We start from the raw sequence: 16,655 nt of genomic DNA on the forward strand, positions 1-16,655 counted from the left end.
GATGCTGCAAAATATTGCGATCGGGCAATACGTTCCGGGAACCTCATTTCTCCATCGGGCTGATCCGCGGAGCAAGATGCTGTTTATCATTCTGTTTGCCATCCTGGTCTTTCTGGCCAACAACGTGATCACCTACGCGATCTTGATTGCCTTTACGGTCATGACTGTAATGCTCTCACGCTTGTCGCTTGCCTATATTTTGAAAAGTTTGCGGCCTGTTTGGATCCTGGTCTTGTTTACCGTCATTCTTCACGTGTTGATTACCAAAGGCGGAGAGGTCTACTTTCAGTGGGGCTGGTTTTCCATTGAGGAGAAGGGCGTCACCCAAGCGATCTTTATCTCGCTTCGGGTCAGCCTGTTGGTGCTGGTAAGTTCGTTGTTGACGCTGACGACCTCGCCGATCGATCTGACGGAAGGGCTGGAGCGCTTGCTTGGCCCGTTTGGACGAATAGGCGTGCCGGTTCACGAAATTGCACTTATGATGTCTATTGCACTGAGGTTTATTCCCACGCTTATGGAAGAGACGGACAAGATCATCAAGGCGCAGACAGCACGCGGCGCAAATTTCACCAGCGGCAATTTGATCCGGCGTGCACAAAATTTGATACCGATCGTGATTCCTTTGTTTATCAGCGCTTTCAGGCGTGCCGAGGAGCTGGCTTTGGCCATGGAGGCGCGGGGGTATCGCGGCGGTGTTGGACGAACGAGACTGCGGACGTTGACGATGAGCTGGCGAGACGGCTCGATCGCCCTCGCTGCATGCGTCTTGCTGCTCGTGATCGGATGGTGGCGTACATGAAGCGGTTAAAGTGTGTGGTCGCTTATGACGGTACAGATTTCAGCGGCTTTCAGGTACAGCCGGATCAGGTCACGATCCAGGGGGAAATCGAGGCTGCCCTGCACCGGCTTACGGGGGAGACGATCCAGATTTCCGGTTCCGGCCGGACAGATGCTGGCGTCCATGCCCGCGGCCAAGTTTTTCACTTTGATACAAAAAGCGGCATTCCGCTGGACAAATGGCGGTTTGTTCTGAACAATCAGCTTCCGGATTCCATAGTGATACGATCCGTCGAAGAAGTATCATCGGAGTTCCATGCCCGCTTTGATGTCAAGGTCAAGGAGTACCGTTACTGCATCGACAACGGTGCTGTCCCGGATGTATTTCGCCACCGCTATGCCGATCATATCCGCTCTCCCCTGGATGTGGAAGCGATGCGCCAGGCTGCCCGGCATCTTGTCGGCAGGCACGACTTTACTTCCTTCTGCTCAGCCAAGACCTTTGTGGAAGACAAGGTGCGAACGGTGTACGATGTGAGGGTCGAGTCTGAAGGACAGGTGATCTGGGTGATTTGCAGGGGAAACGGCTTTCTGTACAACATGGTGCGCATTATCGTCGGAACCTTGGTAGAGGTAGGCCAAGGAAAGCGCCATCCAGATGAGCTGCGGACCATTTTGCTCGGGCGGAATCGCGAGCTTGCGGGGAAAACAGCCCCGGCCAAGGGTCTTACCATGTGGGAGGTTTCCTACGAGGAATAATGGTCTTTTTTGCGGATGATGATCCCGCAAAAAAACAGCCGTGCCAATGTTTAACATGCATGAGGGCACTTGACTCAAGAACTTCTATGTAGTACGATATTCCTTGGTATTTTCATACCCGCCTAGCCCCACTCTAGCCCCGGGATTGAAAAACAAGTTCGTTTTTTTTTGAAACACCTGGAGAAGTTGCTCTCCGTTACAAGACAGCTTTTCCAAACTGATTTTCCATGATTGTAAATGGATGTGTAAGATATTTAGGAGGGACAAACATGCGTACCACATATATGGCGAAACCGCTCGAAGTCGAGCGTAAATGGTACATCGTTGACGCAGAAGGTCAAACGCTTGGCCGTCTGGCTAGCGAAGTTGCTTCCATTCTGCGCGGCAAATTGAAACCGGAATTCACTCCGCACGTTGATGCTGGTGATTTCGTAATCGTAATCAACGCTGACAAAGTCAAGCTTTCCGGCAACAAGCTGCAAGACAAGAAATACTACTCCCACTCCCTCTATCCGGGTGGTCTGAAAGTAACCTCTGCAGGTGAAATGTTGAAAAACAAGCCAGCCCGCATGTTTGAAATCGCTGTTAAGGGCATGCTGCCTAAAAACAGCCTGGGACGTCAAATGTTCTCCAAGCTGAAAGTGTACGCTGGTACTGACCATCCACACGCAGCTCAAAAACCAGAAGTATGGCAAATCCGCGGTTAAGGTAAAGGGAGGAAAGACACGTGGCACAAGTACAATACTACGGCACAGGTCGTCGTAAGCACTCCGTCGCACGCGTTCGCCTGGTTCCAGGTGAAGGTCGCATCGTGATCAACAAGCGTGATATGGACACTTATTTTGGTCTGGAAACACTGAAACTGATCGTAAAACAACCACTCGTACTGACTGAAACACTGGGTCGTTACGACGTATTGGTTAACGTAAAAGGTGGCGGTACCACTGGTCAAGCTGGTGCGATCCGTCATGGCGTATCCCGCGCTCTCCTGAAGGCAGATCCGGAACTGCGTGGCGCTCTGAAACGCGCTGGCTTCCTGACTCGCGACCCTCGTATGAAAGAGCGTAAAAAATACGGTCTCAAAGCTGCTCGTCGCGCTCCTCAATTCTCCAAGCGCTAAGAGCCTGCTATATCAAGGATTATTGCCCTTGGCCTTCATTGGTCAGGGGCTTTAATTTTTTCTCCAGAACATCGTGATCATATTTTGACCATATTTGTGTGGTCATTTCTCTATGAATTTTTCAAATCGAGTTGCGGTTTCCTCTTTGACTGTTCTGGTCACATGGGTGTAAATGTTCATCGTCATCTTTATATCAGAGTGTCCTAAACGTTCCTGCACCTTCTTGATTCTGGCCAGCTTCAAATAAGAGAGAAGCGTGCATATGGCGTAAACCGTGAGCAGTGATAGGGTGTAGATCATGGGATTTGAAAATCTCACTTAATTTATCGTTTGGGTAAGCAAGGCACAGGGGAGATCCATCTTCGCGGGTAAACAACAGATCGTTTACTTTTGCATGGATATGTACCAATGACCGCCCAAATTGCCCTGTACGGATTTTTTTTAGTAAGCCTAATGTTTGTCAACTGCAAATGAAAATTTCTCATTATCTGCACTCGAATTTTCCCCATTATAAGCAGTTCATTTGTTTGAATATTGCCCCCCGAAGGGGGCAGGTAACGGGAAAACTCCATTTATTCGGTTTTATCTTCAATTGACTCTGTCCGAAAGAAACCAGCTTTTTTCTTTTCTTTGATACGAAAACTTTCCCCCTTAATGTTGATGGTATGGGAATGATGCAATAATCGATCAAGGATAGCGGTAGCAAGTACCGCATCGCCAAATATCTCTCCCCACGAACCATAGGACTTGTTCGAAGTGAGAATGATCGAACCAGATTCATAACGTTCGATACAATTTGAAAGAAAAAATGAGCTGCCGTTTCATCCATCTTGCGGTAGCCGATTTCATCAATAATAAGCACATTCGGCTTAATAAATGCCCGCATTTTTTGCTTAATACTGTTGTTTTGATGGGCAATCTGAAGGGTCTGAACCAAGTCATGAGCGGTTGTAAAGTAAACTGTCAAACCTTGTTTAATGGCCTCCAGAGCCAAAGCGACAGATAAGTGATTCTTACCAACGCCTGGGGGACCTAGCAAAATGAGATTCTCCTGTTGTTGTACAAACCGAAGGGTTGCCAATTCACGAATTCGTCTTTCATCAATGGAAGGTTGGAAAGAGAAATCAAATTCGTCTAGTGTTTTTTTGAACGGAAGCCGTGCTAATCGAGTTCTTGTATGCAAAAATCGTTCGTATTTAGCCGCTAATTCCTCCTGCAGAAGCTTGTCCAAAAACTCCAAATACGATATGTTGTGTTTGGATGCTTCTTCGGCGTGATCGTGGAGGATCTCGGGGATGCGTATCCATCCAAAATGACGGGACGCTTCCAACAGGCGTTCTTGCAAGATCATTGCAGCGTCACCTCTTCTTCCGCCAGTTCTTCATACGCCGTAAGAGAGCGTTCCAACACTTCGGGTGTTGAATTCGCCATATAACGAGGTGTAGGTTGGGGAACCGGTTTGCTCGTAGATGTGCGAATTCCTTCGAAGTGTTTTTTTATGCTTACGGTCTGATGACGCCCCCACTGTTTGGAGTGTTCAGCGATTAGATGGCCATTGCAATAAAATCGCAAGACTCCATTTTTCTCATCTTGAATTTCTACTACTCGACCGATGTGCTCCCATGGAACAGAGTAACGATTGGCTTCAAAAGAAACATAAGCATCACTCATCACCTTCCGGTAATGCCGGTCCACAACAGCAAAAGGCACGTGGTTCAAAGGTTGGAGGTCTTCTACTTTCCATCGTTCATTCGGCATTTGATGGGTGGTTCCGTGAAGGCGACAATTTGCAACGGTGTCCAGCCAATAGCGTACTTGTTGATTGAGATCTTGTAGCCCGGTAAAAGTGCCGATGCGAGGCCAAAAGTTCTTTCTGAGATAACCCACCCCATTCTCCACTTTTCCCTTCGTTCGAGCCCGATAGGGCTTGCAGCTCAGCAGCTTGCACCCATAGTGGCTGGCAAAGCGGGCGAAACGCTCGTTCCAGATCACCCTACCATTGTCATCTCGACCAGAAACAACTGTTTTCATGTTGTCGTACAAACAACTTTGAGGGACACCCCCAAAGTACTGCCAAGCCCGAAGATGACATCCGATGAGAGTTTCCAGCTTTTCGTCCTCGGTAAATTCTACATACATCATGCGTGAATAACCCAGCACCATGACGAAAGCGTAAAGACGCTTTTGTTTTCCGTTGACATTTGCTCGAAAATGTCCCCAGTCTACTTGCGCTTGTTGTCCAGGTTTCGTTTCGTATCGTACGGTTACTTTTGAACGAGTGGGGACGCAGCGGCTTCATGAAGTCTCGTAAGATGGTGTCCTTTCCGGTATAGCCACGGGCTTTTATTTCTTCGAAGATGATGCGGGCATTTTGACAGCCCTCCGCCATACGAGTACAGATGAAATCCTTAAAAGGATCCAACTTGCTGGGACGTGGTTTGCGAGTAGGAAAGCTCTCTGGCGTATCTTTCAGGAGCCATTTTCGAACCGTTTTTCGATCCCGTCCCATCTCTTCAGCAATTTGGGTAATACTCATACCTTTCAGACGCATTTCTTTGATCACAAAAAACTCCCCATTTTTCACCATATTTACTCTCCTCCCGGAGAGTATGTCGGCTTTTTCTGGGGAATTTTAAACCGCTGATATTGGGGATTTTACAACCGATTTTGACAATATAGGGTTTATACGGATCGAGAATGCTTGTTTTCGTAACGGATCGTTGGTATTTTAAAGGTTCATTCTTATCCAACCACTTACGAATTGTTTTTCGATCCCTCCCTAATGAATCAGCAATTTGTGTGATACTCATTCCTTTTCCTCTCATGTCCTTAATCGAGTAAAACTCCCCATTCTTTAGCATATTTCTCTCCTCCAGGGAGAGGTTTTCTGCCAAAAGTGGGGAATTTTCAAGTGCCGTTATTGAGGATTTTAACAGTGCCGTTCACATGTTTTTGTCGTCTACACTAATAAAACGCCTAGAAGCGGCCGTTTTGGAGGTCAGAGGGATATGTTGACCATTTTCATAAAACAAAGTTTTGTTTAAGCAAATGGTTTTCGTTTTAAAGTCAATGTCTTTCCAGCGCAGCGCTAAAATCTCCCCCTTACGCCCGCCGGTATAAATTAGGAGATGGAACAGGGGAACTGAGGTTTTCAAGGCCATGTTTCCGGATCAGATCCGCGACAAGGCTACCTATGTCACATCCATTTTCGTAGGCGTTTTATTGGCTTTCGCTTTCAACCTAACCGGGCCAGGTGGTTACATAGCGACAACAGCAGCAGGCCTTTTGGCGTTTCGGGGAGCCAACTATCTGAACGGTTTTTTGAAGAAGCTGGGGATTATCAAAACTCTAAAATAAAACAATAATGATGTATGGTGTATCGACTTTGATTACCCTATAAAGATAAAGCGGGTGTGAAGGGGATGGCATAGGATATAATAAGGGATGAGAGTGTAAAATCGCCCGAGCGCATTCCAGAGCGGTTTTGTATTTGTCTCCAAAAGAAAAAAGACCTGGCCGCACTCAGGCATGCCCAATTCCTCTACATACTATATTAAGTATATAACTCATTTGCTAAATTTCTCACTCATTCTGATTTGAAACTGGACAAGATATTCGTCCAGGCGCTGGCTTAACACTACAACTTCACTGTCGGAAATACCCTTTTCTTGGACCAGTTTCACTAATTTTTCCCGCATTTCCTCGATGGTTTCCGACAAGTCTTCTTTATTTCGATTATCGTCTGTCAGGCCCGAAGATGGATCGCCTTTTCTTTTTCCCGTATCTACTATGATCAACTCCCTATTTCTGTAATATAAGAGCATATATTACCATATAATATTCTGCCAAAAACAAGTAGTTGGGAAATATTGCATAGGAGATCATCAGGATACTATACCAATAAGGGGTATTGCGCAAAAAATATGGACTTCATTGCAATGAAGCCCCATAAACAAAGTTATAAAAATTTTTTGTGCGGGAGATAAAAAAATGGACGATCTAATCATCGAACCTGGGAAGGGCTGTTTATTGCACAATAGAAATGCCTAATATTGCAGCGTAAAAATGCTCAAAACAAATACAAAAAAGGCACTTGTCAGCATCAATAATTCCTCCTACCGTTAGGTTTGGGACAACTTAGCGAAGGAGAATGGAAAGGATGCTGAAAATGCCTCAACAACACTATATCAGGTTTTTACGCGAAGTAGAAGGATGCTCGGTAAACGAGATTGCAGGACGCGTAGGTGTTCACTGGCGGACTGCCAAAAAATATGCCGATAAAACCGATTGGAATGCCTCGATGACAAAACGAAAGGGCAGAAGTCCTGTCATGGGTCCATTTATGGAGATCGTCGATACCTGGTTAGAGGAGGACCGTTTGGTCCCCCGTAAGCAGCGACACACAGGTGTGCGCATTTTCCAACGTTTGCGCGATGAGCATCAGTTTACAGGTGGACAACGTACAGTATTGGCCTATGTGCAGAGACGAAAAAGTGAAATGGAACTGGACCGTGCCAAAACGTACGAACGGCTTGAACATCCACCGGGTGAGGCACAAGTGGACTTTACAACCATTGAGGTATGCCGAGATCATCGATTGGTCACATACAAACTGCTGGTAATGTCTTTTCCGTACAGCAATGCCGCTTTCGTCTATCCGACACCAGCGGAGAATCAGGAATGCTTTTTGGAGGCGATGAAGCTGTGCTTTGAACAAATGGGAGGTGTTCCTCAGCGAATCTGGTTTGACAATCTCTCCGCTGCCGTCGTTCATATCGAGAAGCAGGGCGAACGGCAATTAACGGATGGCTTCCAGCGATTCTGCGCTCACTACCGGTTTGAAGCTGTCTTTTGCAACCCATACAGTGGTCATGAGAAGGGGCACGTGGAGAACAAATGCGGGTACTCCAAGCGCAATTGGGCAGTGCCGATTCCCATCTATGAAAGCCATGAACAGTTAGTTGCCTACTTCGCCGAGCAAGCTAGCCGTGATCGTGGTCGTCAGCATTATGCCCTAAATCGTTGCATCGCAGATCTATGGGAGGATGATCGCCGTAAATTGCTTACCTTGCCGGAGCATGGATTTGAGGCTTTTCGCTTGGGTGCTGCAGTGGTGAATAAGTATGGAGAGATTCGGAAGGATGAATTGACGGTTCCGTTGCTGGGGATGGCAACGCCAGGCAGTGAGGTACTGATCCAAACGTTTTGGGATCGCCTTGTCATTCTAAACGGCCAACACCAGCTAATTCGGGAAGTACCCAGACCTTATACGGGACGAAATGTAGACATTCCGTGGTCACAAGTATGCGCTGGATGGCTGAAAAAACCACGTAGTGTAACGCACTCGCAGTTTCTCCGTATGCTACCGGAGATCTTGCAAGGGTATGTAACCGTGAAGGATCTAACAGAGCGAAAAGATCGTCTTCAGGCAATGTCGCACTGGTGTGATATTTACACCATCGAACAGATTCAAGAGGTAATTGCTCTACTAGGCCAAGACACACCGATTACGCGCATCACGGCCGTGCTAGGCGTAAAATATGGCAGTCGTGACCTCCCTGTCACGTGGGAGGAGACGTTGTCCCCTCCGGGAACTCGCGTAGAAGGTTCTCTCCAACGCTATGATCAACTTGTGGGGGTGAGCTGAGATGCCGACGGCATTGGGAGATTTGTGCCGACAACTCCGATTGGCGCATGTCGTGGACTACGTATCCGTTCAACAGAATGAGCAGATTCGTAGCATTGTGGAGCAAATCCTTGTTGCGGAACTGGACGGCCGCCGCCGTGCCAAGTTAGGTAAGCTTGTTCAGCAGGCGGGGTTCCCGCATATTAAGACTTTCGAGGGGTATGTGTATGACCATATCTCTTTCCCTAGTGGCAGTAGTCCGGAGCTGCTCCAGGAATTGGATTGGCTCGAACGCAAAGAAAATTTACTCTTAATGGGTGCCGTCGGCACAGGGAAAACCCATATGGCAACGGCACTGGGCGTGGAGGCTTGCCGCCGGGGCAAGGCGGTACAGTTCTACCGGGCTTCCGATTTGGTTTCTGTACTTCAGGAAAAATTTGTGGCGGGAACACTCAGCCGATTTCGCGAGAAATTGAAAAAGATAGATTTACTTATTCTCGATGAAGTCGGCTACGTGCCGTTCAGCCAAACCGGTTCTGAGTTATTGTTTAACGTGATTGCGGATTGCTATGAGCAACAGAGTGTGATCGTTACATCTAACCTGGAGTTTGGCCAATGGACATCGGTGTTTGGAGACACGAAGCTCACGTCGGCGCTCGTTGATCGTCTGGTACACCACGCTCATATCCTCTCATTCACAGGTGAGAGTTTCCGCTTCAAACAGGCAATGGATAGGATTCCTTTGTAGTTTCAAACGGCTGGCAAGTGCTTAGGCAATTTTGGCTGCAAAGCTGAGCATTTTCTACTTGCAAAACACAAGACAAAAGCCGGACACCAAGCCCAAGTGGACTGGAAGATTTGCGAGTACATCGATTTAAACGGTGAAGTGCGTAAAATCCCCGTTTTTACGATGGTGTTGGGTTACTCCCGAGCGATGTACATCGAATTTACAAAGCGCTGTGACATCCACAGTTTCTTACGCTGCTTGATGAACGGTTTGGAATACTTCGGCGGTGTTCCAAAGACCATGCTAACCAACCAAATGAAGACCGTTATTCTTGGCATGGGCGATGATCGAAAGCCGAGATGGCATCCGTTGTTTGAAGATTTTGCTGCGGCTATCGGCTTGATCCCCAAAGTTTGCCGCGTACGACGTCCCCAAACGAAAGGAAAGGTCGAGAGAAGCGTTCAGTTCATCGAGCAGAACTTCATGCCAGGGCGATCATTCACCGATCTTGGTGACCTAAATCGCCAAGCCAGACACTGGTGCGATGAGCAAAACCGTCGTATCCACGGTACAACTGGGGAAAGACCGATCGATCGCTTGGCACAAGAGAAGCTCGGTATGCTTCCGTCTCCGGAACGATGGGCAAAGTACCGGTTTGAACCGAGGAAAGTAAGCCGTGACGGATTTGTGAGCTACGACGGCGTTCGTTATGGCGTTCCATGGCGGTATAGCGGACGTGAAGTAAAGGTACGAGAGGTAAACAGATTCGTCGAAATATACTGCGAGAAGCAGCTCATCGCCCGGCACGAGAAGCAGTACCAATCCCGAAGGCTAGTGATGTGTGAGGACCAATACACGAATTTGAGTACAGCTCAGGGATATGCTTATCCAAAGCCGCAAGGCGTTCAGATTCCTGTACAAGACGTGGAAGTGCGTCCGTTGGACGTGTATGAACGTCTTGTGGAGGTGGGCGCATGATTGAGCTCGAACAAGCCCGCCAGCGTCTGGAGGAACTTGGTTTGGGTCAAGCCGCCCAATCGCTTGATGCCAAGCTGGAAGCTGCCAGCCGGAGCCAAAGCACGTATCTCTCTTTCCTCAATGATCTACTGGACGCTGAGATTCAGGATCGCCAGCGCCGAAATGTAGAGGTCCGCATGAAGCTGTCTCACCTCCCTTATCGGCGTACGCTCAACGAATTCGACTTCTCGTTTCAACCGGGGATTGATGAACGACTGATTCGTGAACTGGCTGCGCTGACGTTCGTTGGGAGGCAAGAAAACGTGTTGTTTCTCGGGCCTCCCGGCGTGGGGAAAACGCATTTAGCCGTTGCTATCGCTATGGAGGCCATTGGACAAGGATTGCCTGTGTATTTCGTCTCTCTCGCGCAGCTCGTGGGCGATTTACGAAAAGCTTATGAAGAGAATCGCCTGGACAAACGAATGAGGGTATATCTCAGGCCACGCATCCTCATCGTGGACGAGGTGGGCTACCTCCCCCTCGATCCGCTCGCTGCAAACCTGTTTTTTCAGTTGGTTTGTGCACGCTACGAGAAAGGAAGCATGATTCTGACTAGCAACAAGAGCTTTGGCGAATGGGGCGAACTCATGGGCGATCCCGTTCTTGCTACAGCTGTTCTCGACCGCTTATTGCATCACTCCCACGTCGTGAACATCCGGGGGAACAGCTACCGGCTCAAAGAAAAACTAAAAACCGGAATCTATTCGACACCAGGCGCACAGGTGGGTCAAAATTATACCGGCGCTCGTGGGTCAAATTAATTCCGGCGTTGACAGGCCCGAAGATGGATTGCCATTTCTTTTTCCCGTATCTACAATGATCAGCCCCCTATAGTAATATAAGGACATATATTACTATAGGATATTCCGTCAAAAACAGGAAATCGGGAAATGCTGCATAGGGAAGCACCTGGATACTGTATCCAATAATGGGGATCGTAAAGAAGATAGACTTCATTGTAATGAAGTCCCAGAGAGGAGACAAACTCCCTGGCTGAACTAACAGCAGAGGGAGTTTGTCTCCTCTCTGGTCCAGTTCTATATGATTTGGACCAGAAAATGATTTCTCTCGCCACCCCTTTTTCACGATTTGACCTCCTCTAAGCTGACCACCGGAAAAGCATTTACAGGCAGCCAAGGAAGAAGGGACGTTCGTTCACGTAGGCAACGACGATATGCGAAGGGCCTACCATTTTCAGACATTGTTTTTTGTTTCGACTTTACGCTTATTACCTTTACATGTTTAATACAAAATTGAAATTTTGCACTTCAACAACATTCTATGCAAAAGCAACAGTTAAAAAATTTAATGATGCGGCAACAAAGTTCCTCCCAAGTACCATCTCCCTCATAAAATATATTCGGGTCAAACTATCTAAATCCAAAACTCAACCCCATTTTTTTCAATTACCTCCTTAAGCCACTCCGAAAAGGACAAATTAATATCGATAGGGTTTTCCGGATCCATTGACTGAATCCAGGTAAGATACCCGTTTCCGGAATTAATCCTATCTTGATCTACACATATACACCCAAGAGAGTGACTACTCCATGCAATAGGATAATACGGATGATCAATACTATAAGCTTTCCAGTACTCTATTACATTTTGAGGACTTAAAATTTCGTAACCCCCTCCGTAATAGGAGTCCTTAAATAACCTTGCGCTGGAGTAATTTTCTAGGAAGGCTCTATAATCGATAGGTAACTCAAACCTATTTAATGTTTCGTCAATTTGTCTAGGATTAAATGACTTATTAAACAAAAATTCAATGTCGCCACATTTTATTAATAGCATTTCTTCATGTTCTTCTCTTACGCCTTTTATTAAGTTAATTATTTCTTCAAATTTATGTTCCATAGTATCCCCCTCTAGTCAATTGTAAGGACTATCACTTTTGATAGCCCTTTTTTACATATTTAATAATTATTCCACCAATCTGTGATTTCATGATGATACAAAATGTACTTATTCTTTCTATCTTTTTTTAGTAAAGGAATTAAGTGTTTTTGGCAAGTAAGAAATGTAGCAAATGGCAATTAAAAATGTACCACTTGCCAACCCCTAAATTATTTACCGTGTAATAGCGATTCTTTGTATCGATGGCTTTCGCCATTGAAGACGATCAAATGAGAGTGATGAATCAAGCGATCAATAACTGCCTCTGTTAAAATTGGATCACCAAATATATGATTCCATTGGCCAAACTGTAGATTGGTCGTGATAATAATACTTTTTCTTTCGTAGCACATGGAGATAATCTGAAATAGCAGTTCTGCACCTTGTTTATGCAGAGGAATATACCCCAGTTCGTCGAGTATTAACAGATCTAGCTTCTCAATATGGTTAAAGAATCGGCTCAACGAGCCAGTCTCGTGAGCGTCTAGCAGCCGATTGACTAATCCAGCGACAGTAAAGAACTTTATCTTTTTCCCTTGCTGCTGAATGGCATTTAAGCCAATCAGAGTGGATAAGTACGTTTTCCCCGTTCCCACACCGCCATAAAAGATCAGATTTTCTTTCTCCTCTATAAATCCACCATGAAGGATATGATCCTGCGTGAGACCTTGTCCCATCTGAATATGACCCCATTCAAATGGCTTTCCTGTTACTCTTGGCAAGGAAGATTGTTTAAAGAGCAGATTGATTTTCCGTACTTCTCGTTGTTGTATCTCGTTTTCTAGTATTTTGAGTAAGTACTCTTCATTTGTAGTAGCTTCAACCTCATGGAAATGTTGCCGAACCCAACTCAACTTGAGACGCTTTGAATATTCTTTTATCAATGCATCCACTAGTGATGACCTCCCGTTCCCTTAAAAAATTCATTGTAATGGGCTAATCCTCTAGTGGCTGTTGGAACGGCAGGAACAAAACCTTTCGGTTGGATGGTATCCCTTTGTCCACGGCCATTCATGAGTTGATAATAGATCTGCTTAATAGAATCAACGGCTGGGTGACCATTCTCAGAGGCAAGCTGCAAAGCTTGCGTGGGTATTTTCATATCATCGTTTTTTAAAATGACGGATAGTAGCTGGAGAGCTTCTTGCTTCTCTGGGACCGTGCAATTCGAGAGATAGACTTGCCATTCGATTGGCAATTGTTCATAAAAACTTGTGTATTTAATAGCAGTTGGCCGTTTTGCCATCAATATCAAATATGGCTGCCAAATCACTGATTTTGGCTCTTTGCCATACAGCCTGGGATGCTGTACGATCAGCTCATATTCTTCAGTTAAAATATCGACTCGGTCAAATGAGATCTTTGCCAAAACCATACATTTGGCAAAACGGGGAGACGTTGAGTAGAGTTTATTTTCGACTCGGATATATCCGTATTTATCCGCTTTTACTCGTTCATATCGGATACAATCAAACTCTTTGGCAGGTAATTGAAGAAGGTGTTCCTTGTCTGCCAAATATAGTTCGGAAAGCATGGTTTCTTTCACATAATGAGGTCTCTCCCGATCTTTCTCGGCTTTTTTCCAAAGGGTTTCGTTTAGCTGATCAAGATTGTGTATCTGCAACTCAGGAAGCAGGAAGTTGTTGCGAACGTACTTGACCATCGCCTCTACGTGCCCTTTTTCATTGCCACTACCGGGATTGCAAAACTCGTATTCAAAGTCATAATGAAAAACGAAGTTTTGAAATTCCTCCGTCAGTTCACGCTGACCATTTGGCATGATCTTTTTCACCGCTGGTGATAAATTATCAAATCGAATGACCTTTGGAACTCCACCTATATAGTGAAAGATACGCTTTAATCCCTCCAGAAAGCATTCTCGATTCTGAGACTGGAAAACTTGAAAGTAGAACGTGTTGCTATAAGGAAACGAGAGAACGAGGAATGGCAAGGTAACACTTTCTCCCTGATATTTGAATGGTGCTTCTCCAAAATCAACTTGAGCTGATCCAGGTCTCGTTTCCAATGGCAATGCCGCAGCATCACTTGTCTCCGCTAACTGGTGCTTACGTTGGGAAACATATTGTCTGACAGAGCGAGATGATCCTGTAAATTGGTATTCCTCCACTAATTGCGTGAACAAGCGTTGTGCTGTTCTTCGGAACTTCTTTTTCTTGTTCAAGTCCTCTTTGATCCATTGATCAAGAATAGGTTTAACGGGCTCCATGACTCTAGCTTTTCGAATTTGCTTGGGCTTTTCTTGTAGATTGAAATCATCCATTTCTGCATACTTCTGAACCGTCCTTGAATCACGATTCATTTGTTTGGCAATCTTGCTATAAGCTCGCCCTTTTTTGTTTGCCTCATGCCTGATATAATTAATTTCTGCCACTGCTAACATCTCCTAACTTTATACCTCCCGTCGTCTGTAATGCCCAACAGGAGTGTATTTTGATAAGGGGATGTTGGCAAGTGGTTTTTTAATTTATGCAGCCCCTACGGGTCTGCATAAATTAACTGCCATAACCTACATTTTTAGTCTGCCATAAACAGGAATTAAGTTATCTACATCATTTGTACCGTAGTATTCTAATGGAATCATATGATGAATTTCAACGTCATCCCAATCAAAATATTGGGGCTTTCCGTAGTAAGACTCGTAATGTTTCTCGAAATTTTTTCTATAATTGGAACTCCTGTCTCTCGTTAGTTTAACCAAGTTTGCATCCGGCTTAATTAGTTCTATATTCGATTGAGGATCAACATAATCAGGATATATCTCTCCTAAACGATTTGTTAAAATTTTTTCGGGCCCATTAATCTTATTAATTGGAACGACTCCTCCTTGTGCTGTGGTAGCCGTTCCAGACATATCACCAGACCACCAAAATGTATCAGCGTTTGCTGATACATATTCCGTCCGACCTACCCGTGGGTAGGGAATTCTTGCAGTTTTATAGTTTTCGTATCGATAACTCCCTCTTTCGTACACTGATCTAGTGATTTCGTGTCTGAACGCAACCGAAGTTATACTACCTAAAACAGCTGAAACCCGGACATTTGAAGTTACCTCGCCGTTTGGATAATCGCTAGTCATATAGTGGTCAAAAGCAATAGCGGCAAATTCCGGTAGTTGCCCCATGGTTCTTTTATCAGATGTTGTTGCGGTGGTTGCTACAAAATCAAAAGGAGTTTCATCTGGTTCCGATTTAGCACCAAAAACCTTTTTTCTCTCCCCACTATTAATAGCCAAACTGCTTAATTCCTCGTTATCGATAACCGTTACATTTTTACTCTGCAGTATACGAGGTTCATTAAGCACTTCGGCAAGATCTTCCAAACTCACTCCCTCAGCAAGCTGAATAGGTAAATTCTCGAAGTCAATATTTTCTTCTGCTAAAATAGTTGAAGATAAGTATGATGTGGGTAAAAGCAAAGAAAGTGATAGTAAGGGAACTAGAAGCTTCTTAAAAAGTTTCATTGTTTTATCCTTCCTTTTCTATATTAATTCATATTAACCATAATGCAAAAAAATGAGAAAGTTGTCGTAATTTGTAAGACACACAAATTTAACATTATTAAATTCTCGCTATTTAATCCTCAATACTGGGCACTCCCCCGTTCCTTGCCTGGTACAACTCATATTCGATTCGCCAATCCCATCCAAAGTATCAGACGAGTACTTTTGTCGAAAGCAGGGACAAAATGGCTTGCTGTTGTCTATCAGGATTAGATGCACCACCCCCTAACCTTAGAGCCAAGCAAGATAATGATTGAGTTCGTAGCGGATGCCCCTACTGAAGGAATTAAAGGAACTGGATCAGAACCCTTCCGCTTGTCGAATAACTAATCATAAAGTAAAGACTATACGGAGGAGATCGAGGAACTGGATTTGTATATATGATCATCTTGGATGACTACTGCTCATTTAATTTCAAAATTCTGCCTTCTCCATTGTAATTACAAACTTCATGATTTCTGAGAGGGATATTGAATACAGTCGTAATAGTAGGCAGTATTTACTTGTTTACTATTTTGCTAAAAGATGTAGGTCTTGTATCTGAAGCTCTAAAGAGCTTTTAGCATGCAGACCCTGTTCCTTACGGAACATTGTCTACATGCTGGACTTCATTGTAAGTCCATAATAAAAATTGTAAAAAAAACATTTTGTACAGGAGATAAAAAATGGGTAATTTAATCATCGAACCTGGGAAGGGCATCGGTTTAATAAAACTTGGCATGAACAAAGATGAAGTTGAAAAATGCATTCAGAAATATACTGAAAAGTACATCAGAAGGAATATCATATTCAGGACTATTTCAAGGGCTTCTTCATGGTGGAATATGATTCTGAAGGTAAGGTTGACTTTATAGAAATTCCTGAGGTTCTAAAGGAAACATTTAACTGCTTATTGCTAGGCATTGATGTATTCAACACGAAAGCTGAAGATCTTATAGAGAAAATTGATAAAATTGCAGAATATGATCGAAATCAATCTGATGGCTACACGTATTTTTTCCCGTCATTAGGGCTATCTTTATGGAGATCAGATATATTCAAAGAGGAGTATATGCTCGAAGACTCGTTTAAAAAGCTGAGTCCAGAAAATCAAGAGGACAAAATAAGACACTTATATTTTGAATCCGTGAGCATAAGAAGATAATATTAATGCAGGTGTGAACGGCACTGTTAAAATCCTCAATAACGGCACTTGAAAATTCCCCACTTT

General features: G+C 44.8%; 16 protein-coding genes and 4 pseudogenes. 10 read left to right on the forward strand and 10 right to left on the reverse strand.

Going from position 1 to position 16,655, the window contains the following annotated elements:
• Position 1: 1 nt before the first annotated feature.
• The 4 genes from NSQ24_RS02095 to rpsI all read left to right on the forward strand — a co-directional run bounded on the left by NSQ24_RS02095 (position 2) and on the right by rpsI (position 2,656).
• The gene (locus NSQ24_RS02095) at positions 2-799 is read left to right on the forward strand and encodes an energy-coupling factor transporter transmembrane component T (RefSeq protein WP_003391919.1); all 798 of its coding nucleotides are present in this window, start codon (positions 2-4) and stop codon (positions 797-799) included.
• On the forward strand, positions 796-1,536 hold the full coding sequence (truA, locus tag NSQ24_RS02100) for a tRNA pseudouridine(38-40) synthase TruA (protein ID WP_339167160.1): 741 nt from the start codon (positions 796-798) through the stop codon (positions 1,534-1,536). The genes NSQ24_RS02095 and truA overlap by 4 nt, the downstream gene beginning before the upstream one ends.
• Positions 1,537-1,805: 269 nt before the next feature.
• Positions 1,806-2,243, forward strand: a complete 438-nt coding sequence (rplM, locus tag NSQ24_RS02105) for a 50S ribosomal protein L13 (protein ID WP_003391915.1) — start codon at positions 1,806-1,808, stop codon at positions 2,241-2,243.
• Positions 2,244-2,263: 20 nt separating this feature from the next.
• Positions 2,264-2,656, forward strand: coding sequence for a 30S ribosomal protein S9 (rpsI, locus tag NSQ24_RS02110; protein WP_003391912.1), 393 nt, complete (start codon positions 2,264-2,266; stop codon positions 2,654-2,656).
• Positions 2,657-2,758: 102 nt separating this feature from the next.
• On the opposite strand, the pseudogene NSQ24_RS02115 reads toward rpsI, so the two are convergent.
• The 5 genes and pseudogenes from NSQ24_RS02115 to NSQ24_RS02135 form a co-directional block, all read right to left on the reverse strand.
• Positions 2,759-3,008, reverse strand: a pseudogene (locus tag NSQ24_RS02115) (tyrosine-type recombinase/integrase); the annotation flags it as partial.
• A gap of 220 nt (positions 3,009-3,228) precedes the next feature.
• Positions 3,229-3,447, reverse strand: coding sequence for an ATP-binding protein (locus NSQ24_RS02120; protein WP_311315138.1), 219 nt, complete (start codon positions 3,445-3,447; stop codon positions 3,229-3,231).
• 44 nt (positions 3,448-3,491) lie between these two features.
• Positions 3,492-4,007 (reverse strand): annotated as a pseudogene (locus NSQ24_RS02125) (ATP-binding protein); the annotation flags it as partial.
• A pseudogene (gene istA, locus NSQ24_RS02130) lies at positions 4,004-4,867 on the reverse strand (IS21 family transposase); the annotation flags it as partial. The pseudogenes istA (NSQ24_RS02130) and NSQ24_RS02125, both read right to left, overlap by 4 nt.
• A 302-nt stretch (positions 4,868-5,169) precedes the next feature.
• The gene (locus tag NSQ24_RS02135) at positions 5,170-5,517 is read right to left on the reverse strand and encodes a hypothetical protein (RefSeq protein ID WP_339167163.1); all 348 of its coding nucleotides are present in this window, start codon (positions 5,515-5,517) and stop codon (positions 5,170-5,172) included.
• Positions 5,518-5,815: 298 nt separating this feature from the next.
• Between NSQ24_RS02135 and NSQ24_RS02140 the strand changes: the two genes are divergently transcribed.
• Positions 5,816-6,013, forward strand: coding sequence for a hypothetical protein (locus NSQ24_RS02140; protein WP_024984050.1), 198 nt, complete (start codon positions 5,816-5,818; stop codon positions 6,011-6,013).
• Between the two features lie 209 nt (positions 6,014-6,222).
• Here NSQ24_RS02140 and NSQ24_RS02145 read toward each other — a convergent pair whose 3' ends face one another.
• Positions 6,223-6,453 carry an aspartyl-phosphate phosphatase Spo0E family protein gene (locus NSQ24_RS02145; RefSeq protein WP_231504312.1) on the reverse strand — a complete coding sequence of 77 codons (231 nt, stop codon included), beginning with the start codon at positions 6,451-6,453 and terminating at the stop codon, positions 6,223-6,225.
• 362 nt (positions 6,454-6,815) lie between these two features.
• Here NSQ24_RS02145 and istA (NSQ24_RS02150) point away from each other — a divergent pair, with 362 nt between their 5' ends.
• From istA (NSQ24_RS02150) to istB (NSQ24_RS02165), 4 genes and pseudogenes are all read left to right on the forward strand, one after another.
• A complete protein-coding gene (gene istA / locus NSQ24_RS02150; protein WP_227278712.1) occupies positions 6,816-8,303 on the forward strand; it encodes an IS21 family transposase in 1,488 nt (495 codons plus the stop codon).
• A gap of 1 nt (position 8,304) precedes the next feature.
• Positions 8,305-9,030: an IS21-like element helper ATPase IstB gene (gene istB / locus NSQ24_RS02155; protein ID WP_172921002.1), complete on the forward strand. Its 726-nt coding sequence runs from the start codon at positions 8,305-8,307 to the stop codon at positions 9,028-9,030.
• A gap of 81 nt (positions 9,031-9,111) precedes the next feature.
• Positions 9,112-9,987 (forward strand): annotated as a pseudogene (gene istA / locus NSQ24_RS02160) (IS21 family transposase); the annotation flags it as partial.
• Positions 9,984-10,787 (forward strand): IS21-like element helper ATPase IstB, encoded by an 804-nt coding sequence (gene istB, locus NSQ24_RS02165; protein ID WP_024982952.1) that lies wholly within the window; start codon positions 9,984-9,986, stop codon positions 10,785-10,787. The pseudogene istA (NSQ24_RS02160) and the gene istB (NSQ24_RS02165), both read left to right, overlap by 4 nt.
• A 613-nt stretch (positions 10,788-11,400) precedes the next feature.
• Here istB (NSQ24_RS02165) and NSQ24_RS02170 read toward each other — a convergent pair.
• From NSQ24_RS02170 to NSQ24_RS02185, 4 genes are all read right to left on the reverse strand, one after another.
• Complete coding sequence (locus NSQ24_RS02170; RefSeq protein ID WP_171506478.1) at positions 11,401-11,886, reverse strand: SMI1/KNR4 family protein; 486 nt, start codon at positions 11,884-11,886, stop codon at positions 11,401-11,403.
• A gap of 209 nt (positions 11,887-12,095) precedes the next feature.
• Complete coding sequence (gene istB, locus NSQ24_RS02175; RefSeq protein ID WP_311067724.1) at positions 12,096-12,818, reverse strand: IS21-like element helper ATPase IstB; 723 nt, start codon at positions 12,816-12,818, stop codon at positions 12,096-12,098.
• Complete coding sequence (istA, locus tag NSQ24_RS02180; protein ID WP_024985313.1) at positions 12,818-14,326, reverse strand: IS21 family transposase; 1,509 nt, start codon at positions 14,324-14,326, stop codon at positions 12,818-12,820. Before istA (NSQ24_RS02180) ends, istB (NSQ24_RS02175) begins: the two co-directional genes overlap by 1 nt.
• A 126-nt stretch (positions 14,327-14,452) precedes the next feature.
• Positions 14,453-15,406, reverse strand: a complete 954-nt coding sequence (locus NSQ24_RS02185) for an HNH endonuclease signature motif containing protein (protein WP_339167165.1) — start codon at positions 15,404-15,406, stop codon at positions 14,453-14,455.
• Positions 15,407-16,259: 853 nt separating this feature from the next.
• Between NSQ24_RS02185 and NSQ24_RS02190 the strand changes: the two genes are divergently transcribed.
• The gene (locus NSQ24_RS02190) at positions 16,260-16,589 is read left to right on the forward strand and encodes a hypothetical protein (RefSeq protein WP_228006697.1); all 330 of its coding nucleotides are present in this window, start codon (positions 16,260-16,262) and stop codon (positions 16,587-16,589) included.
• The last annotated feature ends 66 nt before the right edge of the window (positions 16,590-16,655 follow it).

This window comes from Brevibacillus sp. FSL L8-0520 (assembly GCF_037963895.1).
Lineage (GTDB): Bacteria > Bacillota > Bacilli > Brevibacillales > Brevibacillaceae > Brevibacillus > Brevibacillus borstelensis.